This is a genomic window from Phenylobacterium sp., from assembly GCF_036677185.1.
Taxonomy (GTDB): Bacteria; Pseudomonadota; Alphaproteobacteria; order Caulobacterales; family Caulobacteraceae; genus Phenylobacterium.
In genome coordinates, this window is the sequence record NZ_JAKFEN010000029.1 from 102,728 (window position 1) to 129,232 (window position 26,505).

General features: G+C 69.4%; 19 protein-coding genes and 1 pseudogene. 11 read left to right on the forward strand and 9 right to left on the reverse strand.

Annotation, left to right across the window (positions count from 1 at the left end):
- Positions 1–47 precede the first annotated feature (47 nt).
- The 8 genes and pseudogenes from V6M51_RS18380 to V6M51_RS18415 all read left to right on the forward strand — a co-directional run.
- Positions 48–2,180, forward strand: coding sequence for a TonB-dependent siderophore receptor (locus V6M51_RS18380; RefSeq protein WP_332769485.1), 2,133 nt, complete (start codon positions 48–50; stop codon positions 2,178–2,180).
- A gap of 62 nt (positions 2,181–2,242) precedes the next feature.
- Positions 2,243–3,664 carry an amidohydrolase gene (locus tag V6M51_RS18385; RefSeq protein WP_332769487.1) on the forward strand — a complete coding sequence of 474 codons (1,422 nt, stop codon included), beginning with the start codon at positions 2,243–2,245 and terminating at the stop codon, positions 3,662–3,664.
- The gene (locus V6M51_RS18390; RefSeq protein ID WP_332769489.1) at positions 3,661–4,947 is read left to right on the forward strand and encodes an amidohydrolase family protein; all 1,287 of its coding nucleotides are present in this window, start codon (positions 3,661–3,663) and stop codon (positions 4,945–4,947) included. Before V6M51_RS18385 ends, V6M51_RS18390 begins: the two co-directional genes overlap by 4 nt.
- 11 nt (positions 4,948–4,958) lie before the next feature.
- Positions 4,959–8,228, forward strand: a complete 3,270-nt coding sequence (locus tag V6M51_RS18395; protein ID WP_332769490.1) for an amidohydrolase family protein — start codon at positions 4,959–4,961, stop codon at positions 8,226–8,228.
- A complete protein-coding gene (locus V6M51_RS18400) occupies positions 8,225–9,511 on the forward strand; it encodes an OprO/OprP family phosphate-selective porin (protein ID WP_332769491.1) in 1,287 nt (428 codons plus the stop codon). Before V6M51_RS18395 ends, V6M51_RS18400 begins: the two co-directional genes overlap by 4 nt.
- 43 nt (positions 9,512–9,554) lie before the next feature.
- Positions 9,555–10,004, forward strand: a complete 450-nt coding sequence (locus V6M51_RS18405; protein ID WP_332769493.1) for a hypothetical protein — start codon at positions 9,555–9,557, stop codon at positions 10,002–10,004.
- A gap of 22 nt (positions 10,005–10,026) precedes the next feature.
- Positions 10,027–11,031, forward strand: a complete 1,005-nt coding sequence (locus V6M51_RS18410; protein WP_332769495.1) for a YncE family protein — start codon at positions 10,027–10,029, stop codon at positions 11,029–11,031.
- 123 nt (positions 11,032–11,154) lie between these two features.
- Positions 11,155–11,690: pseudogene (locus V6M51_RS18415) on the forward strand (transposase family protein); the annotation flags it as partial.
- On the opposite strand, the gene V6M51_RS18420 reads toward V6M51_RS18415, so the two are convergent.
- Entirely contained in the window at positions 11,671–11,844 is a 174-nt protein-coding gene (locus tag V6M51_RS18420; protein WP_332769526.1) for a hypothetical protein, read from the reverse strand. The pseudogene V6M51_RS18415 and the gene V6M51_RS18420 overlap by 20 nt on opposite strands.
- A 236-nt stretch (positions 11,845–12,080) precedes the next feature.
- Here V6M51_RS18420 and V6M51_RS18425 point away from each other — a divergent pair, with 236 nt between their 5' ends.
- From V6M51_RS18425 to V6M51_RS18435, 3 genes are all read left to right on the forward strand, one after another.
- Positions 12,081–13,004, forward strand: coding sequence for a formylglycine-generating enzyme family protein (locus V6M51_RS18425; protein ID WP_332769496.1), 924 nt, complete (start codon positions 12,081–12,083; stop codon positions 13,002–13,004).
- Between the two features lie 157 nt (positions 13,005–13,161).
- Positions 13,162–13,809, forward strand: coding sequence for an FMN-binding negative transcriptional regulator (locus V6M51_RS18430; RefSeq protein WP_332769498.1), 648 nt, complete (start codon positions 13,162–13,164; stop codon positions 13,807–13,809).
- A 495-nt stretch (positions 13,810–14,304) separates the two neighbouring features.
- Positions 14,305–15,222 (forward strand): LysR substrate-binding domain-containing protein, encoded by a 918-nt coding sequence (locus V6M51_RS18435; RefSeq protein WP_332769500.1) that lies wholly within the window; start codon positions 14,305–14,307, stop codon positions 15,220–15,222.
- A gap of 10 nt (positions 15,223–15,232) precedes the next feature.
- Here the strand turns inward: V6M51_RS18435 and V6M51_RS18440 are convergent, their stop codons facing one another.
- The 8 genes from V6M51_RS18440 to V6M51_RS18475 form a co-directional block, all read right to left on the reverse strand.
- Positions 15,233–16,687, reverse strand: coding sequence for an NAD-dependent succinate-semialdehyde dehydrogenase (locus tag V6M51_RS18440; RefSeq protein ID WP_332769502.1), 1,455 nt, complete (start codon positions 16,685–16,687; stop codon positions 15,233–15,235).
- Complete coding sequence (locus tag V6M51_RS18445) at positions 16,687–18,060, reverse strand: aspartate aminotransferase family protein (RefSeq protein WP_332769504.1); 1,374 nt, start codon at positions 18,058–18,060, stop codon at positions 16,687–16,689. Before V6M51_RS18445 ends, V6M51_RS18440 begins: the two co-directional genes overlap by 1 nt.
- 149 nt (positions 18,061–18,209) lie before the next feature.
- A complete protein-coding gene (locus V6M51_RS18450; RefSeq protein ID WP_332769506.1) occupies positions 18,210–18,554 on the reverse strand; it encodes a hypothetical protein in 345 nt (114 codons plus the stop codon).
- Complete coding sequence (locus tag V6M51_RS18455) at positions 18,554–19,549, reverse strand: right-handed parallel beta-helix repeat-containing protein (protein ID WP_332769508.1); 996 nt, start codon at positions 19,547–19,549, stop codon at positions 18,554–18,556. The genes V6M51_RS18450 and V6M51_RS18455 overlap by 1 nt, the downstream gene beginning before the upstream one ends.
- A complete protein-coding gene (locus V6M51_RS18460; protein WP_332769510.1) occupies positions 19,546–20,559 on the reverse strand; it encodes a YncE family protein in 1,014 nt (337 codons plus the stop codon). Before V6M51_RS18460 ends, V6M51_RS18455 begins: the two co-directional genes overlap by 4 nt.
- Before the next feature lie 35 nt (positions 20,560–20,594).
- The gene (locus V6M51_RS18465; protein ID WP_332769512.1) at positions 20,595–21,974 is read right to left on the reverse strand and encodes a peptide MFS transporter; all 1,380 of its coding nucleotides are present in this window, start codon (positions 21,972–21,974) and stop codon (positions 20,595–20,597) included.
- Entirely contained in the window at positions 21,971–23,146 is a 1,176-nt protein-coding gene (locus tag V6M51_RS18470) for a serine hydrolase domain-containing protein (RefSeq protein WP_332769514.1), read from the reverse strand. Before V6M51_RS18470 ends, V6M51_RS18465 begins: the two co-directional genes overlap by 4 nt.
- 99 nt (positions 23,147–23,245) lie before the next feature.
- Complete coding sequence (locus V6M51_RS18475; protein ID WP_332769515.1) at positions 23,246–26,503, reverse strand: amidohydrolase family protein; 3,258 nt, start codon at positions 26,501–26,503, stop codon at positions 23,246–23,248.
- Between the last annotated feature and the right edge of the window lie 2 nt (positions 26,504–26,505).

The following is a 26,505-nucleotide window of genomic DNA, read 5'->3' on the forward strand; positions in this document are numbered from 1 at the left end:
CAACCTCCGCATAGGCGGGGCTAAAGAAGTACTAGAGGGGGTCTAGCATGTTCACGCGTTCCCACGCCCGCAGCCGGCAAGCGGCGCCCGGCCTGAGGGGCCGGCTCCTGGGCGGCGCCGTTTTCGTCGCCATCGCCCTGCCGTCCGGCGCCCTGGCGCAGGACGTCATCGAGGAACTCGTCGTCACCGCGCCGAACTACGTCTCCTCCGGGAGCGTCTCGGCCACTAAGACCGCCGCGCCCCTCATCGAGACGCCCCAGTCGGTCACCGTGATCTCCCGCGATCAGATCGACCTGCTCAACGTCACCAGCCTGCAGCAGTCCGTTCGCTACACGGCCGGTGTCGTCGGCGAGAACTTCGGTCCCGACGAGCGGTACGACTGGCTGACCCTGCGCGGCTTCAACCCGATCCAGTACATCGACGGCCTGCAGGCGCCGATCGGCTCGGTGGCCAATGTGGGAACCGATCTCTACGGCTTCGAGTCGGTCGACATCCTCAAGGGCCCCTCCTCGGTCCTCTACGGGCAGACGCCGCCCGGAGGCCTGGTCAACATGACCAGCCGCCGGCCGCAGCGCAGCTTCGGCGGCGAGATCGAAGGCCAACTCGGCAATTATGAGCACAAGCAGATCGCGGCCGACGTCACCGGCCCGCTCGGCGAGAATTTCAGCGGCCGCTTCACGGTGCTCCACCGCGACCGAGGCACCCAGATGGACTTCGTCGAGTCTAAGCGGACCTATGTCGCGCCGGCCCTCACCTGGGACATCGCGCCGTCCACCCGCATCACCTTCCTCGGTTACTTCCAGAAGGACGATATCGAGGGCGACGGCGGCGGCTTCCTGCCAGCCTACGGAACCTCCCTGCCCAACCCGTTCGGCAAGATTCCGGTCGGGCGCAACCTCGGCGAACCGGACTACAACTATTATCGCCGCGAGCAGTACGGCGTGGGCTGGGACCTGGCGCACGACTTCAACGAAGACGTCACCTTCCAGCAGAACCTGAAATACTTCTCCGCGGTCAGCTCGATGCGCTCAGTCTACGGGGCCGGTCTCGTGGACGCCGACTTCAACGGCGTCCCGGACGACTTCCGGACGGTCAACCGCTACAACTTCCCGTTCGAGGAGGATGTGAACTCCTTCAACGTCGACAACCGCATCTCGGTGTCGCTGAAGACAGGCGGGCTGGAGCACGCGATCCTCGCGGGCGTCGACTATCGTCGCTATGACCTGGCTTCGGAGTTCGGCTTCGCCTTCGGACCCCAGATCGACCTGTTCAACCCGGTCTATGGCGCGCCGATCACCACACCGACCTTCTTCCCCTACGTGAACCAGGTCGAGAAGCAAACCGGCGTCTATATCCAGGACCAGATCCGCACCGGCGCCTGGACCTTCACGGCCAGCGGCCGCCAGGATTGGGTGAAGACCGAGAACTTCGGCTCAAAGAAGGAGGCCGATGAGTTCTCGTACCGCCTCGGCGCCAACTACGTGTTCGAGAGCGGCATCGCCCCCTATGTCAGCTTCGCCCGTTCGTTCATGCCGACCGCCGGCGCGGACTTCTTCGGCGTAGCCTTCGAGCCAGCCACCGGCGAGCAGGTCGAGGCGGGTGTGAAGTACGACGGGCGCGGACTGCCCGACGATGTGAAGGTCTTCGCCACGGCGGCCGCCTACAAGCTCACCCAGCAGAACGTGCTGACCCAGGACCCGGACCCGACCCACCCCTTCTTCAACGTCCAGGCGGGCGAGGTCGAGGTACAGGGGATCGAGCTGGAAGCTGTGGCGCGGATCCGCGAGCGGGTCAGCATCAACGCCTCCTACAGCTACACCGACTCCGAAGTGACCAAGAGCAACGGCCCCGATCTGGGCAAGCGCCTGACCATGGTGCCCGAGCACAAGGTTTCGCTGCTGGTCGACTACACCGCCCAGACCGGTTCATTGGCCGGGCTCGGCGGCGGGGTGGGCGTTCGCTATCTCAGCTCGACCTTCGGCGACGCGGCCAATCTCTGGAAGAACGAGGACGTGACGCTATGGGACGCCATGATCCACTACGACACTGAGGATTGGCGCGCGGCGATCAACGCCAGCAACCTGTTCGACGAGAAGTATGTCGCCCGCTGCAGCAGCGCGGTGGACTGCTTCTACGGGACTCGGCGCTTGGTTTCGGTGAGTCTGACGCGGAAGTTCTGAATGGGCGGGCCCGCGATCCAGTTCGGATTGCGGGCCACATCCTCTGAAGGGGGCGTTTCACCTTGAGTTACCGACCCTGGCTCTCGGGCCTTGTCGCCCTCTTCGCGGCGTCGAGCCTGACCGGCGCCGCCCAGGCCGAAAAGCGACATAAGGAGGCGAAGCCGCGCGAGCCCCTTCCCTTCGCGCTCGACGCCTATCCCAGCACCTACAGCCCGCTGCCTCGGGTCGACACCCTGATCCGCAACGCGACCGTGCTGGACGGCCTGGGCGCGCGGCTGGACGACACCGACGTCCTCATGGCGGGCGGCAAGATCGTCAGCGTCGGCCGGGACCTGGCGCCGCCGGACGGCGCGACGGTGATCGACGCTTCAGGCCACTGGCTGACGCCGGGTGTGATCGATGTCCATAGCCATAACGGCACATTCGTCGCCCCCCTGACCTCGCAGGACTGGGAGGCGTCGGACGTCACGGAGTCGACCGACCCTAACACCTCCCACACCTCCGTCCTGCACGCGGTCAATGTCCAGGATCCGGCCTTTTCACGCGCCCTGGCGGGTGGCGTGACCACCCTGCAGGTGCTGCCGGGATCGACGGTCTTGTTCAGCGGCCGCGCCGCCGTGCTCAAGCCCATTCCCGCGGTCACCGCCCAGGCGATGCGCTTCCCCGGCGCCCCCGCCGCGATGAAGATGGCCTGCGGCGAAAATCCAAAAGGCCATTTCGCCGAGTCTGGCCGTTTCCCCGCGAGCCGCATGGGTGAGGTCGCCGGCATGCGGGAACAGTGGCTGAAAGCCCGCAAGCATAGGAACGAGTGGGAGGCCTACGAACGGGGCGACAAGAAGGACCCGCCGGACCGCGACTTGAAGCTGGAAACCTTGTCGGCCGCCCTGCGTGGCGAGGTGCGCGTGCACCTGCACTGCTATCGCTCCGACGACATCGCCACCATGCTGAGTCTGGCGCGCGAGTTCGGTTACCGTATCGCCGCGGTCCACCATGCCTCGGAGGCTTACAAGATCGCCGGCCTGCTGCGCGACGAGGGTGTCTGCGCGGCGGTGTGGCCAGACTGGTGGGGCTTCAAGATGGAGGTCGGGGACGCGATCCGCGAGAACGCGGCCTTCCTCGACGCAGCCGGGGCCTGCGTGATGATGCACTCCGACTCCCCCCAGGTCGGCCAGCGGCTCAACATCGAGGCCGCCAAGGCGATGGGCGCCGGCCGCCGCGCCGGCCTCGACATCCGACCCGAGCAGGCGGTTCGCTGGTTCACGTCCAATCCCGCCAAGGCGTTGGGGATGGAGGACCGGATCGGCTCCCTCGCGCCGGGCCGCAACGCCGACGTGGTGGTCTGGTCGGGCGACCCCTTCAGCATCTACACCAAGGCCGACCAGGTGTTCATCGACGGCGCCCTCGTCTACGACCGCGCCGATCCCGGCCGCCGCCCCCGCTCCGACTTCGAGGTCGGGCGACCCAATGCGAGCCCCCGGCCATGAGAGCTCTGCTTGCGGCCCTGGTCGCCACCTTGGGCCTGGCCTCGGAGGCGGCCGCCGAGACCTTCGCCATCACCGGCGCGACGGCCTGGACCATGACCTCGGACCAGCCCGTGAAGAACGCAACCATCGTGGTCACGGACGGCAAGATCGTCTCCGTCGGCGCGGGTGCTCCGGCCCCGGCAGGCGCCAGGATCGTCCTCGCCGAGGGGCGGATCGTGACCCCCGGACTGATGAACGCCGGCACGCAACTCGGGCTCACGGAGGTGGCGTCCTCGCCGGACACCGCCGACCAGTCGGTCGCCACCGGACCGCTCGGCGCGGCGTTCGACGTGCAGTATGCGATCAACCCCAATTCCAGCCTGATCGCCGTCGCCCGGGCCGACGGCCTGACCCGAGCCATGTCCTTCCCCGACGCCGCGGCCGGGTCCCCGTTCGCGGGCCAGGGCGTCCTGCTGCGCCTGGCCGATGGCCCAGACCTTGTCGATAAGCCCAAGGCCGCCCTGTTCGCCACCGTCGGCGGCAGTTCCGCGGAAAAGGCGGGCGGTTCGCGCAGCGCCCAGTGGCTGCTGATCCGCAACGCCTTGGACGAGGCCAAGGTCTACAAGGCCGCGCCGCGCACCGGCGAACCGCGCGACCAGTTGCTCAACCGGCTGGATGTCGAGGCGCTCATTCCCGTGGTCGAGGGGCGGACGCCGCTCGCCATCGCGGCGCACCGCGAGTCCGACATCCGGCAGGCGATCAATCTGGCGCGCGACTACCAGCTGCGCGTGATGATCATCGGCGGCAGCGAGGCCTGGCGCGCGGCCGACGCCCTGGCGGCGGCCAAGATCCCGGTGATCATCGATCCCATGGCCAACCTGCCGATGAGCTTCGACGAGATCGGCTCACGGCTCGACAACGCCGCCATGCTGAACAAGGCCGGCGTGCCCATCGCCCTGTCGGTGCCCGGCTGGACGATCCACCTCAGCTACAATGCAGGCTCGGCCCTGCGCGAGGCCGCAGGCCTGGCCGTCGCCAACGGCCTGCCCTACGCCGAGGCCCTGAAGGCGCTCACCATCGCCCCGGCCCGCATGTGGGGGATTTCCCACCGCTACGGGACCCTCGAGCCCGGCCGCGAGGCCGATCTGGTCATCTGGGACGGCGATCCGCTGGAGCCGATCAGCGCGCCCCACCAGGTGTTCGTGGCGGGCAAGGCGGCCTCGCTGGCCACCCGCCAGAAGGCGCTGCGCGACCGCTATTCGCCACTCAACGGGACCCAGCCATGGCCGCCCGGTTACCGATGAGCCGGTCGCCGATGAGAGCGTCCTGCGCAGCCATGGCCCTCGCCTGGGCGCTGGCCGGAGCTGCGCAAGCCCATCCCGACGCCGCCCATCCGCCGCCCCTCCCCGAGCCGAAGCCAGCTTCCGTCGGCCCACGACCGAGCGAAACCCTGCAGCCGCCCGGGCGGACCCTGCCGATGGCGCCGGCGCGCAGGATCGAGTTCGACACCCAGGAGGGCACCTGGCTGTCGGTCGACCTGTCGCCGGACGGCCGGACCGTCTTCTTCGACATGCTGGGCGACATCTATGCCCTGGACGCCAAGGGCGGGACGGCGCGGGCGATCACGCAGGGGTTGGCTTTCGACTCCCAGCCGACCCTGTCGCCGGACGGTCGGTGGATCGCCTTCCTCAGCGACCGTTCCGGCAACGAGAATCTGTGGATCGCCAGGCCTGACGGCTCGGAGGCCCGGCAGATCTCGTTCCTCGACGACAATACGACCTTCGCCTCGCCGGCCTGGTCGGCGGACGGCCGGCAGGTCTTCGTCTCGCGCATACGCCCGGACGTCCAGGCCTTCAGCCTCTGGGCGTATCCTTCGGCTGAGGACGGCAGCCCCGAGGAGCTGATTCCCGCCAAGGCCACCCCGAGCACGCCGATGGACGCCCGCAATAGCGCGATCGGCGCGGCGCCGTCGAAGGACGGCCGCTATCTGTATTATGCGGCGCGCAAGGGCTCGGTGTTCGACGAGGACGTCACCTTTCCCCTGTGGAGCGTGCGGCGGCGCGATCTTAAGACCGGGACGGACGATCTGGTGGCGACCAACCAGGGCAGCGCCATGCGCCCGGCGGTGTCCCCGGACGGACGTCTCCTGGTCTACGGCTCTCGCCTCGAGGGCAAGACCGGCCTGCGGTTGCGCAACCTGGAGACTGGCGAGGACCGCTGGCTGGCGCACGCGGTTCAGCGCGACGACCAAGAGGGTTCGGTCAGCCGCGATCTGATGCCGCGGCACGATTTCACCGCCGATGGAAAGGCGCTGATCCTCAGCCATGGCGGCAAGATCCGTCGGGTGGAGATCGCCACCGGGGCGTCCCAGGTCATCCCGTTCAAGGCCTATGTCGCCCTCGACATCGGTCCGAGCCTGCGTCGCTCGATCGCCGAGGAAACCGGCCCAGTGCGGGCCAGGGTCATCCAGGCGCCCGTCCAGTCGCCCGATGGCAAGGCCATAGCCTTCTCGGCCTTCGCGAAGATCCACGTGATGGACCTCACCGGCGGGGCGCCGCGCCGGCTGACGGCGAGCAAGGATGCGGAGTTCCAGCCGACCTGGTCCCCGGACGGTCGGACCATCGCCTATGTCACCTGGGAGCCGCGGTCAGGAGGCCAGGTCTGGGCCGCTCCAGCCGACGGCAAGGGTGAGGCGCGCGCGCTCACGACCGCGCCGGGCGCCTACTACAGCAATCCGGCCTATGCGCCCGATGGCAGGAGCATCATCGCCCTGCGCTCCTCCAACTACGAGCGCATGCAGGCCTATATGGAGTACGGCCTCCTGAGACGGGCCGACCTTGTGCAAGTCGCCGCCTTGGGCGGGCCTCAACGGGTGATCGCCTCCGGGACAATGGGGGGAGATCCTCAGTTCACAGCCGACACGGCCCGGGTCCATGTGATGTTCGACGATGGGCTCAACGCCGTCGCGCTGGACGGGTCGGGCCGAAAGCGGGTCCTCACCGTGAAGGGACCGGGTTGGTACTTCGTCGAGGGGTCTGTCCCGGTCGACGACTTGAAGCTCAGTCCCGACGGCAAATGGGCGCTGGCCCAGATCGCCCAGCAATTGCATCTGCTCGCCATGCCGGCGGGCCAGGACGCGCCGACGATCGAACTTGGCTCGCCGGGCGCGGCGCATCGGAAGCTGACCAGCGTCGGGGCCGACTTCTTCGCCTGGGCGGACGGCGGACGGTCGATCACCTGGGCGGTCGGTTCGACCTTCTATCGACGGCCCCTGGCCTCCGTCGACCCGGACAGCCCAGCCGGCGTCGAGCGCTTCGAGGTTGTCGTCGAGGCGCCGCGGGACACCCCGGCGGGGACGCTGGTGCTGCGTGGAGGCGCCGCGATCACCATGCGGGGAGACGAGGTCGTTCCCGACGCCGACATCGTGATCGTCAACGACCGCATCGCGGCCATCGGGCCGCGCGGCAAGGTGACCATCCCCTCCGGCGCAGTGGTCCATGACGTCTCCGGCAAGTTCATCACCCCGGGCCTGATCGACACCCACGCCCACTGGGCGCAGCAGCGGCGCGGCGTGCTGGACGTCGCCAACTGGGGTTTCGCGACCAACCTCGCCTATGGCGTCACGGCTGGGCTGGACGTCTCGTCGCTGAGCATCGACGTCTTCCCCTATACGGACCTGATCGAGGCGGGGCTGACGACCGGCCTTCGGACCTATTCCACCGGAACGGCGATCTTCTCGTTCAACGAGTTCGCCTCGAAGGACGACGCCGTGCAGGTCCTGACCCGCTACCGCGACCACTACCGCACCCGGAACCTCAAGCAGTACCGCACCGGCAACCGGCGCGTGCGCCAGTGGGTGGCCCAGGCCGCGCTCGAGGTGGGGCTGATGCCGACCACGGAGGGCGCGCTCGACGCCAAGCTGGTGCTGACGAACGTCCTGGACGGTTTCGCCGGCAGCGAGCACACCGCCGGTCCGCCGCCGATCCACGACGACGTGGTCCAACTCTTCGCCCGCACGCGCGCCAGCTATACCCCGACGCTGCAGCTCAACACCTCCGGCCCGCCGGGTCAGAGCTGGTTCATCACCAGCACCAACCCGAACGCGGACGCCAAGGTCCGGCGCTTCTTCCCGCCCAACTACCGCGCGATGCGGTTCGCCCGCCGTCCCTGGTACGCGCCCGAGGAATACGCATTCCCCGAGGTCGCCGAGGGCGTGGCCAAGATCCAGCGGGCCGGCGGCCTGGTCGGCGTCGGCAGCCACAGCGAGACCGAGGGACTGGGCGTCCAATGGGAAATCCAGGCCTATGTCATGGGCGGCATGACGCCCCGCGAGGCGCTTACCGCGGCCACCATCGGCTCGGCCGAGACCATTGGCCGGCTGCAGGCGATCGGCAGCCTTGAGCCGGGCAAATACGCCGACCTGCTGATCCTCGACCGCGATCCCCTGGCCGATATCCGCAACCTGCTGAGCATCCGCCAGGTGATGAAGAACGGTCGCCTCTACGATGGCGAAACCCTGGACGAAGTCTGGCCGCGCAAGCGCGCGCAGCCGCCCGCCTGGTTCCAGGACGAGGCGGCGCCATGAACCGATTGATGGCCGCGATAGGCGGAGCCGCCGCCGCGCTGCTGGCGAGCCCTGCCGCGGCCCAGAGCCCGGCCGAGCTGGCGGGGATGGTTCGCCGCCAGCAGGAGGTCATCGAGGCGCTCAGCCGGCGCCTCGAACTGCTCGAGGGCCGCCTGGCGTCGACCGCGCCCGCCCCTGCCCCGGCGCCAGCACCGGCCGTCGCAGTTGCATCACCGGTCCAGGCGAGCCCGGCCGACCCGCCGCCGGCCTACACCGCCAAGCTGCGCGGCCGCATCCACGCCGACGCCTGGCGGGTGGACGACGGCGCCAGCGGCACGGAACTGCGCCGCGCACGGATCGGCGTCGAGGGCCGAGTGGCCGCCATGCCCTATGTCATAGAGGCCGATTTCGCGGGAAACACCGTGTCCCTGCAGGACGCCTTCTTCGCGATTCCGCTGGGCGCCCGCGCCCAGGTGCGGCTCGGCTACCACAAGGTCCCCTTCGGCTTGGATGACCAGACGAGCGACAACTACAACCTGTTCCTGGAGCATCCGGCGGGGATCGATCCCTTCGTCCCGGGTCGCGGAGTCGGCGCCTCGGTCTGGGCGAAGGGCGCGCGCTGGTTCGCAACGGCCGGCCTGTTCGGCGAAGGCGAGAACGACGCCCGCGACGGCCTGACGGACGAGAGCCTGACGCTGGGCGGTCGCGTCGCCTGGGCGCCGGTGCTCGAGCAGGACCGCTATCTGCATCTGGCGCTCGCCGCCTACCACGCCGAGTTCAACGGCCCGCTGACCCTGCGCCTGCGGGCCCGGCCGGAACGCCATCTGGCGCCCTACGTCGTGGACACCGGCATGATCGGCGCGGACGCGGCCGACGCGATCGGCCTGGAGGCCGCCTTCTCGGCGGGCGCCTTCGGCGTCGCGGCGGAAGCGGCCCTGATGGAGGTTTCGGCGCCCACCGCCGATCCGACCTACGGCGGCTACTCGATCGAGGCCTGGTGGACTCTGACCGGCGAGTTCCGCCCCTACAAAATCGACGGCGCGGTGTTCGACCGCCTGAAACCCGAGCGCCCCATATCCCAGGGCGGCTGGGGCGCGTGGCAGGTCGCGGCCCGTTACGGAGCCTTGGACCTGGACGACGGCGGCCTGGTCGAGCGCGAGCTCAGCGTCGGATCCCTGGGTCTGAACTGGCACCTGGAGGACCGGGTGCGGCTCATGTTCGACCTCAACCGCTCGCACGCCGAAACGGCGGCTGGAACCCTCGACCAAACCGGGCTCGGCATTCGCGCTCAGATCGACTTTTGAGATGCGCCGCGCCGCCCGACCCTTCGCAGAAAGAGAGAAAGCAATGTCGAAAAAAGTCTCACTCGCCCTCGCTGCGGCCCTGGTCCTCACGGTGGCCGCGCCGGCCCTGGCCCAGACCAAGCCTGCCCCGGCGTCCGCCGACAGCAGCTTCAGCAACAAGGTGCTGATCGAGATCTACCGCATCGCGCCCGGCCAGCATGAGGCGTTCATGCGCGCCATCGACGCCTATGACGACGTCAACCGCGCCGCTGGCCTACCGCCGCGGCAGCTGTATGTGCATTCCGACGGCGCCGACTGGGACTTCATGCTGATCCAGCCGGCCTCGACCCCGGACGACAAGCGCGCGGCGATGGACGCGGCCTACGAGAAGTCGGGCCTGCCGTCAGGGGCGAAGTTCTTCGTCGAGTTCCGCAAGCACGTCGCCGAGCACAGCGACACCTTCGCCCGCGGCCCGACCACGGCGAAGGCCTTCCTGGCCGACCTCGCCAAGTAACCCCGAGCGTTCCGGAGCCCCCATGGATATTCGCCCCCTGCTCGCCGCCGCCCTGGCGGCGAGCCTCTGCCTGGCCGCGCCCGCCTCGGCCGCCGAACACCGCCTGACCGAGGTCGTCCCGCTCGGCGGGCCGCCGCGCTGGGACTATCTGAAGGTCGATCCCCAGGCCCGGCGGCTCTATGTGGCGCATGGCTCGGAGGTCACCGTGCTCGGGCTCGACGAGCGCAAGATCGTCGGCCGGGTGCCGGGACTGGCGGGCGCCCACGGCGTGGCCCTGGCGCCCGATCGCGATCTCGGCTTCGTGGCGAACGGCGACCGCAACACCCTGACCACCTTCTCCCTGTCGACCCTGACCGCCGTCGCCGAGACGCCGGTCGGCGCCGATCCGGACAGCGTGACCTACGATCCCGTCACCAACCGGGTGTTCGTCTTCAACGGCGAGAGCCGAGACGCCACCGTGGTCGACGCGACCTCGCGCAAGCCGCTGAAGACCCTGCCGCTCGGCGGCACGCCGGAGTTCGCGGTGGCCGACGGCAAGGGCTCGATCTTCGTCAACATCGAGGAGGGCCACGAGGTGGTGCGCCTCGACACCCGCAAGATGGCGGTCGCCGCGCGCCTGCCTATCGAGGGCTGCGAGGCGCCCCACGCCCTTGCCATCGACGTGGCCAAGGGCCGCCTGTTCAGCGCCTGCGCCAACGCTGTGCTGGCGGTGCTAGATGCGGCCACGGGCAAGCAGCTCGGCTCGGTGAAGATCGGCCGCGACGCCGACGCCATCGCCTTCGACGAGGCGCGCGGCGAGATCCTGGTGTCCAACGGCGAAGGCTTCGTCTCGGTGATCGGGCCGAAGGGCGACGGCTATGAAGTGAAGTCCGAGGTGCAGACCCGCCAGACAGCCCGCACCTTGGCCGTCGACCCCAAGACGGGTGCCTTCTTCACGCCCGCCGTGGAATTCGACATCGACTGGTCGAACCGCACGGCGGTCTTCGTCCCCGAAGGCTTGAAGCTCTACATCTTCGATCGCCGTTGACCCCTCGAGGATTGCCAGGGCTGCATTCGCGCGATGCCTTGCCGCCGCCGGCCGCCCTGACATCGCTGCAGGTCACAGCGGGCGCGGTGCAGGACGCCGAGGATCTGTATTACCGCCGCTCACGGGTGCACGTTGCGACGTCCATCACGGTGCGCAGCCGCGTCAAGCAATTGCCCCGGATGCGGCGCGGCGAGCCGGCGCATCCATAGTCGCTACCGCAGGCGCATCACCGACCTGCCGATGGCGGGGCGATCCGTCGAGCTGGCGGCCACGGTGCGCCGCTTCCGTTTCGAGGGCTCCTGTGCGACTGAAGCATCTTCACCGAGCGGTTCGACGCCAGCGTCCTGGCGCCATGGGGCAGGCGCACCGCCCGCCTTGACGGGCTGGTCCATCACCTTGGCTTGGCGCTGGGCGGTCGGCCGGCGGCAAGCTTCGCCAAGCGACTGATGCTGCCGGTCAGCAACAACACCTTGCTCCGGGTGGTCCGGAGGCGCGGCTGCCTGCCTTTCCCACGGCCCACCGTGATCGACATCGATGACTGGGCCTGGCGGCGCGCCATCCAGGTCGCCGATTGCTGGCATCTGATGGAGAACGCCAGCCGCGCCTTCCTCAACGCGGTTCGCAAATCCATGCGTCAGATCAGAAGCGCCATCGGCGCACCTCGATCATCAACAGGCACCATGCGACGAGGCGCAGGCGAGCGGCGTTCTCGGGCAGGGCGGGATCACCCGCGCGGACCGTCTCCCTCATGTCGAAGATGCGGGAGAGCAGCACGTGCACCAGGGCAAGCATCCGCGCGCCGACCAGCACCATGCGGCGGAGCGCTGGCAGGAGGCGGTCAACGGTGGCGAACCGAGCCTAGAGGCCGGAATGGAGCACTCGCGCCCACGCCGCCATGACCCTCCTCGGTCCCCTGGCTCGACAGAAGCGGCAATGGACGGCGGTGATGGAAGGGCACCAGAGAGCGTCACTTTCGCATCAGCCGATGCGGGATCGCCTTGGGCATCCTCTCGGCCAGGGTCCTCGGGGCAGGTTGAAGGAGAGCGTGCGTGTTCGCCCATTCCACGTCGCCGAAGATGTTGGTCTCCATCCGCGTCGCCATTATCGTACCGCTGGGGGCGGCGATGCTCCTAGCGCTTGCGGCGGCGACGCCCGCCCGGGCGCTGGAGCGCCGAGCATGCGCCAATTGCCCGACCATGGCCGTGGCGCCCGCCGGCTCGTTCCGAATGGGCAAGACGGTCAACCGGGGCTACGGCGACATCGATGGACCGACCCACACCGTCCGATTCAAGCGCCCGTTCGCGCTTGCGATCCATGAAGTCACCCTTGGGGCCTTCCGCGCCTTCGTGAGGGACACAGGCTACGTCTCCGAAGGCAAGTGCAACGTCTATGACGCCGGAACCAGCTGGTTCATCGATCCGCGCCGGAACTGGGCGGATCCGGGGTTCCCTCAGGCGGACGACCATCCGGTGGTTTGCGTGAGTTGGCGCGACGCCCAGGCCTACATCGCCTGGCTCAACCGCGAGACCGGCCGGCGTTACCGGCTGCCGTCCGAGGCCGAGTACGAGTATGCCGCGGTCTCGGCCGGCCTCGGGGACCCGAAAGCCGGCGGCGCGATCACTCACGACATCGCCAATATCGGCAAGGTCGAGTGCTGCGGCGGCGAGGTCGGAGGCGCCGACACCTGGCTCCATACCGCTCCGGTCGGCAGCTTCCGTGCCGACAGACACGGCCTGCGCGACCTGCACGGCAACGTATGGGAATGGCAGCAGGACTGCCACCACGACGACTATCTGGGCGGGCCCAACGACGGCTCGGCACGCGAATCTTGCCCGAAGCCAGGTCGCCGCGCGGTGCGAGGCGGCTCGTACGGGGACGCGGCGGACTACCTAAGCCCCCGCTTCCGCCTGGGCGGTCCGGAGGACGAGGGTTATTTCACCGTCGGCTTCCGGATCGCAGGTCCGGCGGACTGACCGGCGCGAGCCCGTCCCTGGTGCGCCGCCATCACCGGCCCCAGAATGATACGCATCGTCCGCCCGCACCGAACCGAGGCCATAGTGCCAGCTGGGCGCGCCGAGCGCCGTTCCGATCTTACCGCGCCAGGTGCAGGGCGCTCATCGAGGACCAGACGTGGACAAGCCCCTTCAGCAGCCATCGATGTATGCGCCGCCGCACTACATGGCGGCCGATCCCGCAGCGATCGTGCGGGCCCATCCCTTCGCGCTGCTGGTGACTCCGGGGGAAACCGGAACCTTCGCGACATCGACGCCGATCTTCTTCGAGACCGATGACGACACGAGCCCGCTCGTCGGTCACATGGCCGCGCGCAACCCGCATGCCGGGGCGCTCGCCGCCGGCCAGCCCGCCCTGGTCGTGTTCTGGGGGCCACACGCCTACATCTCGTCGCGCTGGTACAAGGCCATGCCGCAGGTGCCTACCTGGAACTATCTCCAGGCGCAGGTGCGCGGCGTTCTGGAGCCGATCGACGACCGTGAGGGGCGGATCGCGGTGCTACGCCGCACGGCCGAGGTGCTGGAGCGCAGCGGCGAACCGCCGTGGACGCTGGACCAGGCGCCCGAGGGACGCATCGACACCTTGCTGCCCCACATCCGCAGCTTCCGCATCCGCGTGGAGACGATCGAAGGCGCCACCAAGCTCAGTCAGAAGCACCCCGCCGCCGACCGAGTGCGCGTCATCGAAGGGTTGCTCGCCCAGGGCGACGACGACGCCGTGGAGATCGCCCGGCTGATGGCGGCCTTGGGCATCGAGGACGCCTAGCGTCTGCCACTGCAGCGTAAGCCTCCTCCCCCCAACGACGGCGTCGCGCACGGTCGGATCACCGCTCGGATTGCGCACCCGCTGCAGGGTGGGCTGAACGCGGACCTGGGCGGCCGGCGCGCGGTCGTAGGTCAACTCGACGATCCTCTCCGCGCGGGTGAGGCCGGCGACCTCCAGCTTGCCGAGATAACGTCCGCCGCGCGCGATTCCGCCCCGCATGTCAGCGAGCAAGTCGGCCGTGTATTCCGCCGACAATTGCAGCGCGGGTTCGGCCCACGCCGCGGTCGGCGCGGCGATCAGCCCAAGGGTGCAGAACGCGGCCCGCAAGGGCCTGCCAAGTGGCGTCCGGAGAGCCATCGCGCCCTAGGATCGCCCTGGTGAGTCTGTTACCAATCCGTCGCAACTCTGGGGGTGCGAAACGGCATGGTTGAAGGTCCGGACGAGACGGCGGGACGGTCCCCACCCTCGCGAAAGACGCTTCCGCCTTTCGAGGCCTTGCGCGCCTTCGACGCGGTCGGACGGCTGCGCGGAATCCGCAAGGCCGCCCTCAGCCTGGGCCGCGACCACGCCGTGGTCAGCCGCCATTTGCGGACCCTGGAAAGCTGGACCGGCGTCAAGCTGGTCGAGCGCACCGCCGGCGGCATCGTGCTCACGGAAGACGGACTCCGCTACCATCGCCAGGTCTCGGCGGCCCTCGACGGCATCGTCTATGCGACGGTCGATCTCATGCGCCGGGGCGACCACTCGCGCCTGCACATCTGGAGCATGCCGGGCTTCTCCCTGCATTGGCTGACCCGCCGCCTTGGCGCCTTTGAGAAGAAGCACGCCGGCATTGAGATCGAGCTGCGGCCGACCGAAAACAGCCCCGACTTCTCGATGCACGAAGCCGACGTCGACATCCGGTTCGTCTCCGCCTACGGCGAGCCCTTCCAACTGCCGGCCGGGCTCCGCAGCATCGAGTTCGCGCACGTGCCGATCATCGCGGTCGCCAGCCCGGACTACCTGCGCGAGGTGGGGCCGATCGCCGGTCCCGCTGACCTGATACGCCTGCGCCTGCTGCATGAGATCAACGTCGACGACTGGGCCGAGTGGCTGGCGGCGCATGGCGTCTACGAGGAACTGGACCTCAGCGGCCCGCGGCTGTGGCAGGGCCATCTGACCCTGGAGGCGGCGCGGCATGGGCGCGGCATCGCGCTCGCCAACCATCTTGTGGCGGCCGACGACCTGGCGGCCGGACGGTTGGTGGAGGTGGGCAAGGACAATCCCGGCTTCCAACCGCACACCATGGGCATCTATCTGTTCATCGCCCGGGCGGACCGGTGGGACATGCCCCTGACGCGGAAATTCCGCAGCTGGCTGACGAACACGATCGCCACCGAACTGCCGGACCTGGCGCCAGCCTCGGTCACCTGAACCGTGGCGCTCAGGCAAGGCCGCCCAGCAGCAGGTACTTGATCTCGACGTAGTCCTCGAGGCCGTACTTCGAGCCTTCCCGGCCGATGCCGGATTCCTTGATCCCGCCGAACGGTGCGGCCTCACTGGAGATCAGGCCCTCGTTCAGGCCGACCATGCCGTATTCGAGAGCCTCGCCGACCCGGAAGGCGCGGCCGATGTCGCGGGTCCAGAAATAGGCGGCGAGTCCGTAGGGCGTGTCATTTGCGCGCCGAACCACCTCGGCCTCGGTCTCGAACGTGAACAGCGGCGCGACAGGACCGAAGATCTCGGCGTGGGCGATCTCCATGTCCGCCGTGACGCCGGTGAGGATGGTGGGCCGGTAGAAGGTCCCTCGCCGCGGATGCCGCTCGCCGCCAAGCACCGCCAGGGCCCCTTTGGCGACGGCGTCGCGGACCAACCCATCCACCTTGCCGAGCGCGGCGGCGTTGATCAGCGGGCCGACGTTGGTGGAGAGGTTGGCGCCCTCCCCCACCACCAGCTTGGCCACCGCGGCCGAAAAGCGTGCGGCGAAGGCCTCCATGATCGAGGCCTGCACATAGATGCGGTTCGCTGAGACGCAGGTCTGGCCCGCGTTGCGGAACTTCGAGGCCACCGCGCCCGCAACGGCCGCGTCGAGGTCGGCGTCCTCGAAGACGATGAAGGGCGCATTGCCGCCGAGCTCCAGCGAGACCTTCTTCACGGTGGCGGCGCACTGGCGCATGAGCAGCTTGCCCACCGGGGTCGAGCCGGTGAACGAGAGCTTCCGCACGGTCGGGCTTGCGGTCAGCGTCTCGGCGACCTCGGCCGGGGCCTTGGCCGTGACGACGCGGAAGGCGTCAGGCGGCACGCCCGCCTCCGCCGCCAGGATCGCCAGCGCTATGGCCGACAGCGGCGTGTCCTCGGCCGGCTTCAGGACAACGCAGCACCCCGCAGCCAGGGCCGGCGCGACCTTGCGGGCGACCATTCCATTGGGGAAATTCCAGGGGGTGATGGCGGCGACCACCCCGATCGGCTGCTTGAGCGTCAGCAGGCGCTTGCCCGGCGCGTGGCTGGGGATCACGTCGCCGTAGAGCCGCCTACCCTCCTCGGCGAACCACTCTATGAAGCTGGCCCCGAAGCGGACCTCGCCCAGCGCCTCCTCGAACGGCTTGCCCTGCTCGGCGGTGAGCAGGTGCGCGAGCTCGATCTCTCGGTGGAGGATAAGGTCGCGCCAGCGCCGCAGGATCTCCGCCCGCGCCTTGGCGGTCTGCGCCGCCCAGGCGGGAAGCGCCTGCGCGGCCGCCGCGATGGCCGCCTCGGTCTCGCCGGCCCCCATGTCCGGCGCCTCGCCGACCAGCGCGCCATTGGCGGGGTTGAAGACGCCGAAGCGCGTCTCGATCCCCTGCCGGTCCGCCCACCGGCGGACATCCTGCAGCAGCGACGCCGCCGCGGTTCCGTCGGCCATCAGAGCCGTCCCAGGGCCCGCGCGGTGTGATCGAGGGCGGAGCCCAGCTTGCTGATCAGCTCGTCGATCTCGCCGCGGGTGATGGTCAGCGGCGGGCTCAGCGCCATGGCCTGGCCCAGGGCGCGGGCGATCAAGCCGTTGTCGGCCGCATAGTCGCGGCAGAGGATCGCCGCGTTGTCCTCGGCCGTGCACACCTCGCGCGTGGCCTTGTCGCGGACCAGCTGCAGCGCCGCCATCAGGCCCACGCCGCGCACCTCGCCCACGATCGGCGACTCCTCGGCCAGCTGCTGCAGGCGGCTCTGGAGATAGGGGCCCACGTCCTCGCGCACCCGCTCGACCAGGCCTTCACGGCGGATGATGCCGATGTTCTCAATGGCGACGGCGCAGGCCACGGGATGGCCCGAATAGGTGTAGCCGTGAGCGATCAGCCCGCCCTGATTGATGGTGTCGGCGACCCGCGCGTTCATCGCGACCGCGGAGATCGGCACGTAGCCGGACGACAGCCCCTTGGCCATGGTCATCAGGTCGGGCTCGATGCCGAAGGTCTGCGAGCCGAACCAGCTGCCGGTTCGGCCGAAGCCGCAGATGACCTCGTCGGCCACCAGTAGCACGTCGTACAGGCGGCAGATCCGCTGGATCTCGGGCCAATAGGTGGAGGGCGGCACGATCACGCCGCCGGCGCCCTGGACGGGCTCGCCGATGAAGGCGGCGACATTTTCGGGGCCGAGTTCGAGGATCTTTGCCTCGAGTTCCCGCGCCGCCTCGAGGCCGAACGCCTCCGGGGTGAGGTCACCGCCCTGGGTGTACCAGTGCGGATGGCCGATGTGTTCGAAGCCGGGCAGCAGGGCGTTGTCCATGCCGTGCATGTGGGCCATGCCGCCGAGGCTCGTCGCGGCCAGAGTGCTGCCGTGATAGCCGAGCGAGCGGCCGATAAAGATCTGCTTGCTGGGCCGGCCCTGGAGCCGCCAGAAGTGGCGCACCATCCGCAGGACGGTATCGATTGCCTCGGACCCGGAGTTGGCGAACACGATCTGGTCGAGCCCCGGGGGCGTCACCTCAGCGATGAGGCTCGCCAGCTCGATCATCTGCGGCGTCGCCGACTGGAAGTGGTTGTTGTAGTAGGGCAGCACCTCCATCTGGGCGCGCCCCGCCTCGACCAGTTCCTTCCGGCCGTAGCCGACATTTACGCACCAGAGCCCCGCCATGGCGTCCAGCAGCTTGGCGCCGTCGCTGTCCCAGACGTAGACGCCGTCCGCCCGCGTGATCACGCGCGTACCCTTTACGTTCATCGCCCGCGGGTCGGTGAACGAGTGGACGTGGTGGGCCTGGTCGAGCGCACGCCAATCAGCCGTGCTCATGTCCGCCTTGAGCATGACGCTCCTTTCCGATCCTCAGCCTTGGAAAGCGGTCCGCCGAAGACGCCGCCCCATTGCCGCGACCATGGCCTTCCCGGCCGTCCAGGCGGGAGATGATAAACGGGCGGCGCATGGTGCGGGGCGCGCACCATGGCCCGCCAAACGGCTCAGGGCGCGTGCAGGGTGATCTGGAAGACCCGGCAGTAGTCGCCGATCATCCGGCCGTCCTCGGCCTTGATGTCGACCGGCCGGCCGTGGGCCAGCGCCGCCAGCGCCAGGGTGAGCAGGGCCTTGTCGGCGGCGTCGGCCAGCAGGCCCGGGGCCTTGCGGCACCGCTCGGGCAGCCAGGCCTTGTCGCCGAAGCCGATGTAGATGACGTCGCTGTACTGCGGATATTTGTCGTCCTTGGCCACGGCGCTGACGGCGGTGATCGGCGCGGTCGTCCAGTACTGCTCGGCCGCGGCCGGCGTCGCCGCCAGGCCGGCCAGCAGCAGGGGAATCGCCCACCGCATCACCGCGCCTCTCCCGTGAGCCCGATCGGCCGCCCGAAGTCCGGATCGACGCGGCCGGCGATCGGCGATCCGGCCTTCGGTCGCCATTCGGCGTCGATCCGGGGATCGAGGCGCACGACCCCATCCCCCAGGTGTACGGCCCGCTTGTCGGCCTTGGCATCGAGGTCCGCGGCGTTGCCATGGACGACGCTATGGACGACGGCGATCCGCCCCTCCTCCACCGCATTCAGTCCGAACGGCTTGTTCCCGAGGATCAGCGAGTTGGCGGCGAAGATCGAACCTCGACCCGTGGCGTAGAGGCCGTCGTCGCCGTTGGCCTGGACCACGGAATTATAGAGGTGGACCGTGGCGTTCATGTAGGCGCCGATCGCCGCGGAGTCCCCGCCCTGGATGACCGAATTGCGGATGTTCGCGTGGGCGGATTCCTCGAGCCAGACCCCCATATGGCCGTCGAGCAGGCGGATGTCGGACGCGTCGATCTGGGTGTCGCCGCGGCCGGTGATCGCCATCTTGACGATCCGCTCCATGCGCACGCCGTCCAGGCGCACACGGCTGTTGATCGCGAACACGCCGTGGCCGTCGTAAATCTGGTCCTCTTCCCGGTGATAGCGGAAGTCGCGGATCGCGAGGTTGCGGAGCGACACCTCGGCGCGGTCGAGGACGAAGGCGCTGGTGGGCGGACCCTGCGCGCCGTCCAGGATGGCGCCCTCTTCGCCCTCGATCGCCAGCCGCTTGCCGCTCACCACCACGAAGCCGCGGATATGCAGGTCCTGGAAGGGCACGTCGCGGTAGCGGACAGCGATGTAGCGTCCCGCCTTGAGCCGGACGGTGTCCCCATCCCGCGCCGCGTCCACTGCGACCTGGATTCCTTCACCGCCGGTGAACCGGCAGGCCGTGTCCTGCGACGCGGCGGGGCAGACGGTGAGGATCTCCCCATGGGCGGCGGTGGCCGACGCCGCGACGGCGCCGGCCAGCAACAGGGCGCGCAGGCTCATTGCGGCGCCACCACAAGGATCTCGAACGTACCGGGCACGAAGCCCTCCTCCCCCTTGTCGTCGAGGCGCGCCTGCTGGGCGGCCAGGTAGATGCGGCCCGTCGTCGGGTCCAGGGCCGCGGTGCGCGCGCCGGGCGCGGTCTTCACCACCTGGACCGGGCCCGGTTTCCCGTCGGCGCCCAACGCGAATATGCTGAGCGTGCCCTCCTTGCAGGGGATGAACACCAGCCGCCGCGCCGGGTCGAAGATCGCGCCGTCCGCGTCCTTGCCCACCGTCACCGTGCCTCGGTCCGCGCCGGTGGCGGCGTCGATCAGCTTGGCGGTGCGGTTGTGGCAGGCGGCGATCAGCACCCCGGCCGCGGGATCGTGGGCGATGCCCGTCGGCTCCTCGCACCCGGGCAACCTGTAACGGCGCTCGACCTTCCGGGTCGCCATCTCGATGACCGCCACCTCGGCGGCGTCCTCGAGGTTGACGTAGATCCGGCCCCTGCCATCGCTCACCGCCGCCTCCGGCTTGCCGCCGAGCGCGATGACGCCGACCGCCGCGCGCTTCGCCACATCGACAAGGGTGATGTCGGCGCTCTTGGCGTTCATCACCAGGACGAGCTTGCTGAACGGGTCATAGGCCGCCGCGTCCGGCGACTTGCCGGTCGCCACTTCCGCCAGGACGGCGCCCGTCGCGCGGTCGAAGATCACCGCCTTGTCGTCGCCATAGACGGTGCTGAGCATCAGCGGACTGTCCGGGATCGGCAGCACGGCCGAGACGTCGTTGGCCTGGACCAGCCGCGGGGTAAGCGCGCGGGTCTGCAAGTCCACGGCCATGACCCCGAACGCGCGGGCCACGAACAGGCGCTGGGCCGCCGCGTCGACGGCGAGATAGTCGTAGCCGCCGTCTGGGCCCGGGATGCGGTCCACCACCGCGTGATGCGCGGTCGCGCCCCGCGCCGCCGATGCGGCGGCGAGCGCGCAGGCGAACGCCACCAGGGCGGCGCACAGGTTGGGTTTGGGCACGTCGGCTCCTTTAAGCGAGATGAGTTGAAACGGCGTCAGGCGGTCGGGGCGTCCAGCCGCAGCAGGCGGATGAAGACCGGGCGCAGCAGCAGGATGAGCAAGCCTCCGACGCCGACGATGGCGCCGTGCATCAGCCAGAATCCCGCGGCCGGCATCTGTTCGTAAAACCGTCCGAGCCAGCCGCTGACCAGTCCACCCACAAACAGCGCGAGGTAGTAGGTGCCGACCATCATGGCGTTCACTGCCGGCGGCGCGGCCCGCGACACCAGCGCCAGGGCCACCGGCGCGGCATAGAGGTAGGCGATGGCGCAGATGAAGTGGAACAGCACCGGCCAGATCAGGGCCACCTTGCCCGCCGCAGTCACCTCGCCCAGCGCCAGGCCCGCGCAGGCCACGGCGAAAGCCATGCAGCCGAGCACGATCTTGGTCATCTCGCCAGGCTCGACCTGGCGAGATGACTGCCGGCGCCACATCCAGATCACGCCCGGCGCCAGTAGCAGCACGGCCAGAGAGTCCAGCGACTGGAACCAGGTCACCGGAATCGTGGCGTCGAACACGCCGCGATCGACACGGTCGCGCAGCCACATCGGATAGGTGTTCCACACCTGGGTCTGGGCCACCCAGAACAGCGAGGTCAGGCCCAGCAGCGCCAGCAGCGAGGCGATCAGGCGGCCGTCGCCGGCCTGCAGCCCCGGCCGCGCCTCGGCTGTGGCGCGGGGGGCCTCCGGCGGCAGGTGGCGCGCGCCGGCCAGGTAGACGACGATGCCCACGAGCATCCCCACGCCGGCCGCGGCGAAACCGTAGTGCCAGCCGTAGAGCTCGCCCAAGGTGCCGCAGACCAGCGGAGCCACGAAGGCGCCGACGTTGATCGCCATGCAGTAGAGCTGAAAGCCCGCGTCCCGCCGCTGGTCGGTCTTGGCGTAGAGGCTGCCGACCTGGGCCGCGAGGTTGCCCTTCAGGAAGCCGGATCCGAGGATCAGCAGCAGCAGCGCGGCCAGGAAGCTGGCCTCGAACGCCATCAGGAAATGGCCGCCGGCCATCAAGACCGCGCCGATGATCACCGCCGCCCGGCGCCCCGTGACCCGGTCGCCGACCAGCCCGCCGAGCACCGGAGTGAAGTAGATGAGCCCCACATAGAGGCCAAAGATCTGCGAGGCGAGCGCCTGCACGGAGAGCGGTCCGGTCACCCCCTCCACCACACCGCGGAACGCCGCGAAGCCGGCGACGCCCTCGACCGTGCCGGCGTGCAGCAGGTGGCCGGTCATGTAGAGCACGAGCAGCGCCTGCATGCCGTAGAAGGAGAAGCGCTCCCAGGCCTCGGTGAACACGATATAGGCCAGACCCGGCGGATGGCCGAGGAAGCTGCGCTCGCGATGCGCGCCAGGGGTCAGGCCGGAGACCTCGGTGGCGGTCACGCCAGGGCCTCGGCCGCGGCGTTGAAGAAGTCGTTGTCGAGGATGGCCTCGGAGGCCTTGGGCTTGGGACGTGAGCTCAGCACCCCGATGATCAGGTCCTTGGCCGGGTTGATGTAGAGATACTGCCCGAAGATGCCGCGGGCGCTGAAGGCGCCGTCGGCGAATGAGCCGTCCGCCGAGGGCACCGGCCACCACATGTAGCCGTAGTTCAAGGGCTCGCCGCCCGCCTCGCGCGGCAGGGTCGCCTCGGCCATCCAGCCGGGCGGGAGGATGGACTCGCCGTCGACGACCGCGCCTTCCATCGCAAACAGGGCGAAGCGGACATAGTCGCGCAGGACCGCGCTGACGCCGCTGCCGGCCACCTCCAGGCCGCCGGGCGATTCCAGCCACCAGCTCGCGTCGGCTTCCATGCCGGCGTGCGACCAGACCTTCTCGGACAGATAGTCGGCGAGCCACTTGCCCGTTGCGGCCTTCACCAGGGCGCCGACCACATGGGTTTCGCCGGTGCTGTAGTTCCAGAGCGCGCCGGGCTCGGCGACCCGCGGCAGGCCCTTCATGTAGTCGAGGATCGCGCCGGGGCGCTGGGCGGTCTGCAGCTCCAGCATGTGCCGGCGCTCGGAGGTCGGGTCGGTGTGGGTGTCGTCCCACTTCACGCCCGAGGTCATCTGCATCAGGTGGCGGATGCTGACCCCTTCGTAGGCGCTCCCGCGCAGTTCGGTGAGGTAGGTGCTGAGGTCGTCATCGACGCCGCCGATGCAGCCGTCCTTGATCGCCGCCCCGACCAGGGTGGTGGCCATGGACTTGGCCATCGACATCGAGACCCAAGGTGTCGTCGGCGCCAGGCCGAGGTCGTAATATTCGAAGACGACCTCCCGCCGCTTGAGGATCAACAGGCCACCGATCCGATTGCGCCCCAGATAGTCGGCGAGGTCGTAGACCTGTCCGTTCGCGGATATCGGCAGGTCGGTGACCTGACGCGCGGCGTAGGGCAACGGCCGCACCGGGCCGCCGCGGGCGATCCGCCGGGTCGAGAAGGCCTCCTCGTTGCGGCGGAAGGTCTCCACCAGCATCTTGGGCAGGAGCTTGCCGGCATAGGCGTCCCGCATCGAGCCGACGGGGGCCGCGCTTTCCGCCGCCCTGCCGGCCGCGGCCGGCACGCTCAGTTCACTCAACGCCATTCCTCCCGATGCTCACCAATCGATCTTGGTCCCCACGCTCCGCAGGCCACAGGTGCTTACGGATCAGGCGGCGGTGAGCGGGAAGCACCAGGCCTAATGGTGCGCCCAGGGGCTCTTCCAGTCGATGCCGTTGTAGTCGCGGCCGGTCTCCCAGAAGAACTTGCCGCGCGGCCGCTCACGCAGCCCGATCTCGTCCATGCTGTGGGCGTCGTAGAGGCGCCCGCCCACCATTGTGTAGCGGACGCTGTTGCTGTGGCGGATGTCCTCCAGCGGGTTCGCATCCAGCACCAGCAGGTCGGCGAGCTTTCCGGCCTCCAGCGACCCGATCTCCTTGTCGAGGCCCAGGGTCCGGGCGCCGTTGAGGGTGCCCGTGCGCAGGACGTGCAGGTTGCTCATCCCACCCTGCGCCAGCAGCCACATCTCCCAGTGCATGGCCAGGCCCGCGACCTGGCCATGGGACCCGGCGTTGACCACCACCCCGGCGTCGTCGAGCTTCTTGATCGAGCGCGCCACCGAGCGGAAGCCGATGTCCCACAGTTCCTCGGCCGCGTGGATGGTGGTCATGTTGCGCACATGCGGGGGTCCGCCGTAGGGCGCGCCCAACGGGCTGTAGCCGCTGGTGGTCACCTGCACGAACTTCTGCGCCTTCGGATCCTCCCACGCGCGGGTGGTCTGGTAGAGGTAGTTCTCGCCGATCAGCTCGCCGAACAGCATGATCAAGGTGGGCGTGTGGCTGACCTGGCCGCGGGCCATCAGCTGGACGATGTCGTCGTAATAGGTCGCCACCGGCATGTTGTGCTGCAGGTTGACGTGGCCGTCCTGGATCATGGTGATGTTGTTGAACAGGTGGCTCTCGCCCTCGACGTCGACCAGGACGCCGGCCTCGCGGCCCGCCTTGAGCAGCATCTGGCGCTGGCTGCGCATGGGCTGGCGGTAGCTCTTCACGGTCAGCCCACCCAGGGCGACCTTGCGGGCCATGAAGGTGCGGGCGTCTTCGAGAGTCTGGATCGGCAGGTAGACGGCGTCCGACTTGCCGGCGCGGCCATAGGCCACCAGCCCGGAGTCGATCGCCCGCGGCCCGACCATCTGCCCGGCCTTGGTCATCTCCGACATGGCGTAGGTGGGCAGTTCGGAGCTGTAGGGGTCGTAGTTGGTGGTCACTCCGTAGGCGAGCGCGGCGTAGCGGGTCGCCTGCTTCTGCGGGGTGAGGCCGGAGGAGGTGTAGTAGCAGTTGTCGACGTGGCCGTGCATGTCGATCAGCCCGGGCATGAGGGTCTTGCCCGAGACGTCGATGACCTTGGCGCCCTTGGGGATCGTCACCTCGGCGGCGTCGCCCACGGTTTCGATGCGGTCGTTGCGGACCACGATGACGCCCCGCTCGATCACGCGCTCGCCCTGCATCGTGATCAGCCGACCGCCGACCAGGGCGAGCACCCCCGAAGGCCGGTCGCTCGCCGCCTCCAGGCCGATCCGACGCTCCAGGATCGCCGCGCCGCCGGCGCCCACCTGGGTCGAGTAGACCGCCTCGCCAAGGGTCCAGTAGACGCGCGAGGAATCCCGCGACCAGACCAGGTTGTAGCCGCCGGCCGCGCTGATCCGCGTCACCGGGCCGGCGCGCTCCTCGGCGCCCACCACGGCTGCCTCGCCGGTGGGGCTGAACGGCGTCACGTAGTATTGCTGCCGATCGCGGAAGGCGATCCAGCGCAGGTCCGGGCTGATCCGCAGCTCCGAGGTGTCGGCGTTGCGGGTGCGGGCGTGCTCGCGGCGGTCCTGGCCGTTAAGATCGACGCTTTCCAGCGTGGTGATCAGGTCGTCGCCGATATAGGTCTCGCGCGTGCGCCAGATGCGCTTGCCGTCGGGCGAGAACATCGGCGCGCCGCCGGCCTCGGTCACATAGCGGCTCTCGCCGCCGGCGGTCGGGACCAGATAGAGCCCGGGGCGCGCCTCGTGACCGCCCAGGCAGGCGTCGCCCTGGTCGATCTTGTAGAGCAGCGTCTGGCCGTCGGGCGAGAAGCTCGGCTCGCGCACCGCCCCGCGACTGGTCAGGACCTGGTGCGAGCCAGCGGCGTCGACGATGCGCAGGCTGCCGCCCTGCTCGTCGTTCCATTCCACGTAGGCGACGCGACGGCCGTCCTGCGAGAAGCTGGGTTCGGACTGCGGCAAGGCGCCGGCGACGAGGCGCTGCGGCCTGCCGCCCGCCTGGCGCCAGAGTTGGCCCAGCCCATTGAAGAGCAGGGTCTTGCCATCGGGGGAGACCGCGAGCTGCCGGATCGCCTTCACCGTGAACCGCGCCGGCGCCAGTGGCTTGGCCGGCCGGGCCGGCGTCGTCAGCTGCTGGCGCACCTCGGCCCGGAACGGGATCTCGGTCGCGGCGCCGGTCTCGGTGTCGACCTTGAGCAGTTTGCCCTTGGCCCAGATGGCCAGGTGGCGATTGTCCGGGAACCAGGCGTACTGCGGATAGTAGAGCCCCTGGCCGATGAAGTCGGCCTGGGCGTCGCGGTCCAGCCCGTCAAAGATCGGCCGCTGCTCGCGCGTGGCCAGGTCGTAGACGAACAGCACCGTCCTGTCCCTGACCCTCCGCACGAACGCGAGCCGCCGGTCGTCGCGAGACAGGGCCGGCGTCGTGGCCCCTCCGAAGCCCCTGACCAACTCCTCGACCTTGCCCGTGGCGAGCTCGCGGCGGCGGATCGCGTAGTTCATGTGGTTGGCGTCGATATAGACCCGCGACGCGCTCGGGCCACTGACCTTCTCCGTGTAGTAGACGTAGCGCCCGTCGGCGGAGAACTGGGCCTCGTGGACGTTCTCGGTGTTCGCCGGCGCCGGGACCAGCACCTTGCCGGCGCCGCCGCGCAGGTCGAACAGCCGGATCTCGGAGGCATGTAGCCTGGCGACCGTGGACTCCATCCGGGCGGCCGCGACGAACGCGCCCTTGGGCCCCCAGGCGGGGCCGGTCAGCAGGTCGACGGTTTCGCGCGTCACCTGACGCGCGTCGGAGCCGTCCGGCGCCGAGGTCCAAAGATTGTCGCTGCCGCTGGCGTCGCTGAGATAGAGCAGGCGCCCGCCGTCCGGGCTGAACCGGGGGCTGCGCTGCATGGCCGGCCCGCCATGGAGCCGCCGCGCCTCGCCGCCCGTCGCCGGGACCGCATAGATGTCGCCCAGCAGGTCGAAGACGATGGTGTGGCCATCGGGACTGACGTCCAGGCTCATCCAAGTGCCTTCGGTCACCGCGAACTCGGCGGCGGTGGAAGGCTGGCCCGTGTCGCTCACATCCCAGGCCGGCGCCGCCGCCCCGAGCATCAGGGCCGCTGCGCTGACGCCGAGCGCGGCCCACACGCCGATGCGCCTGGTCATGG

Bases quoted from the DNA above. Each gene is read 5' to 3' on its own strand.
- V6M51_RS18380 (WP_332769485.1), top strand. From the start codon at position 48: ATGTTCACGCGTTCCCACGCCCGCAGCCGGCAAGCGGCGCCCGGCCTG.
- V6M51_RS18390 (WP_332769489.1), top strand. From the start codon at position 3,661: ATGAGAGCTCTGCTTGCGGCCCTGGTCGCCACCTTGGGCCTGGCCTCG.
- V6M51_RS18395 (WP_332769490.1), top strand. From the start codon at position 4,959: ATGAGAGCGTCCTGCGCAGCCATGGCCCTCGCCTGGGCGCTGGCCGGA.
- V6M51_RS18400 (WP_332769491.1), top strand. From the start codon at position 8,225: ATGAACCGATTGATGGCCGCGATAGGCGGAGCCGCCGCCGCGCTGCTG.
- V6M51_RS18405 (WP_332769493.1), top strand. From the start codon at position 9,555: ATGTCGAAAAAAGTCTCACTCGCCCTCGCTGCGGCCCTGGTCCTCACG.
- V6M51_RS18410 (WP_332769495.1), top strand. From the start codon at position 10,027: ATGGATATTCGCCCCCTGCTCGCCGCCGCCCTGGCGGCGAGCCTCTGC.
- V6M51_RS18420 (WP_332769526.1), bottom strand. From the start codon at position 11,844: ATGGTGCTGGTCGGCGCGCGGATGCTTGCCCTGGTGCACGTGCTGCTC.
- V6M51_RS18440 (WP_332769502.1), bottom strand. From the start codon at position 16,687: ATGGCCGACGGAACCGCGGCGGCGTCGCTGCTGCAGGATGTCCGCCGG.
- V6M51_RS18445 (WP_332769504.1), bottom strand. From the start codon at position 18,060: ATGCTCAAGGCGGACATGAGCACGGCTGATTGGCGTGCGCTCGACCAG.
- V6M51_RS18450 (WP_332769506.1), bottom strand. From the start codon at position 18,554: ATGCGGTGGGCGATTCCCCTGCTGCTGGCCGGCCTGGCGGCGACGCCG.
- V6M51_RS18455 (WP_332769508.1), bottom strand. From the start codon at position 19,549: ATGAGCCTGCGCGCCCTGTTGCTGGCCGGCGCCGTCGCGGCGTCGGCC.
- V6M51_RS18475 (WP_332769515.1), bottom strand. From the start codon at position 26,503: ATGACCAGGCGCATCGGCGTGTGGGCCGCGCTCGGCGTCAGCGCAGCG.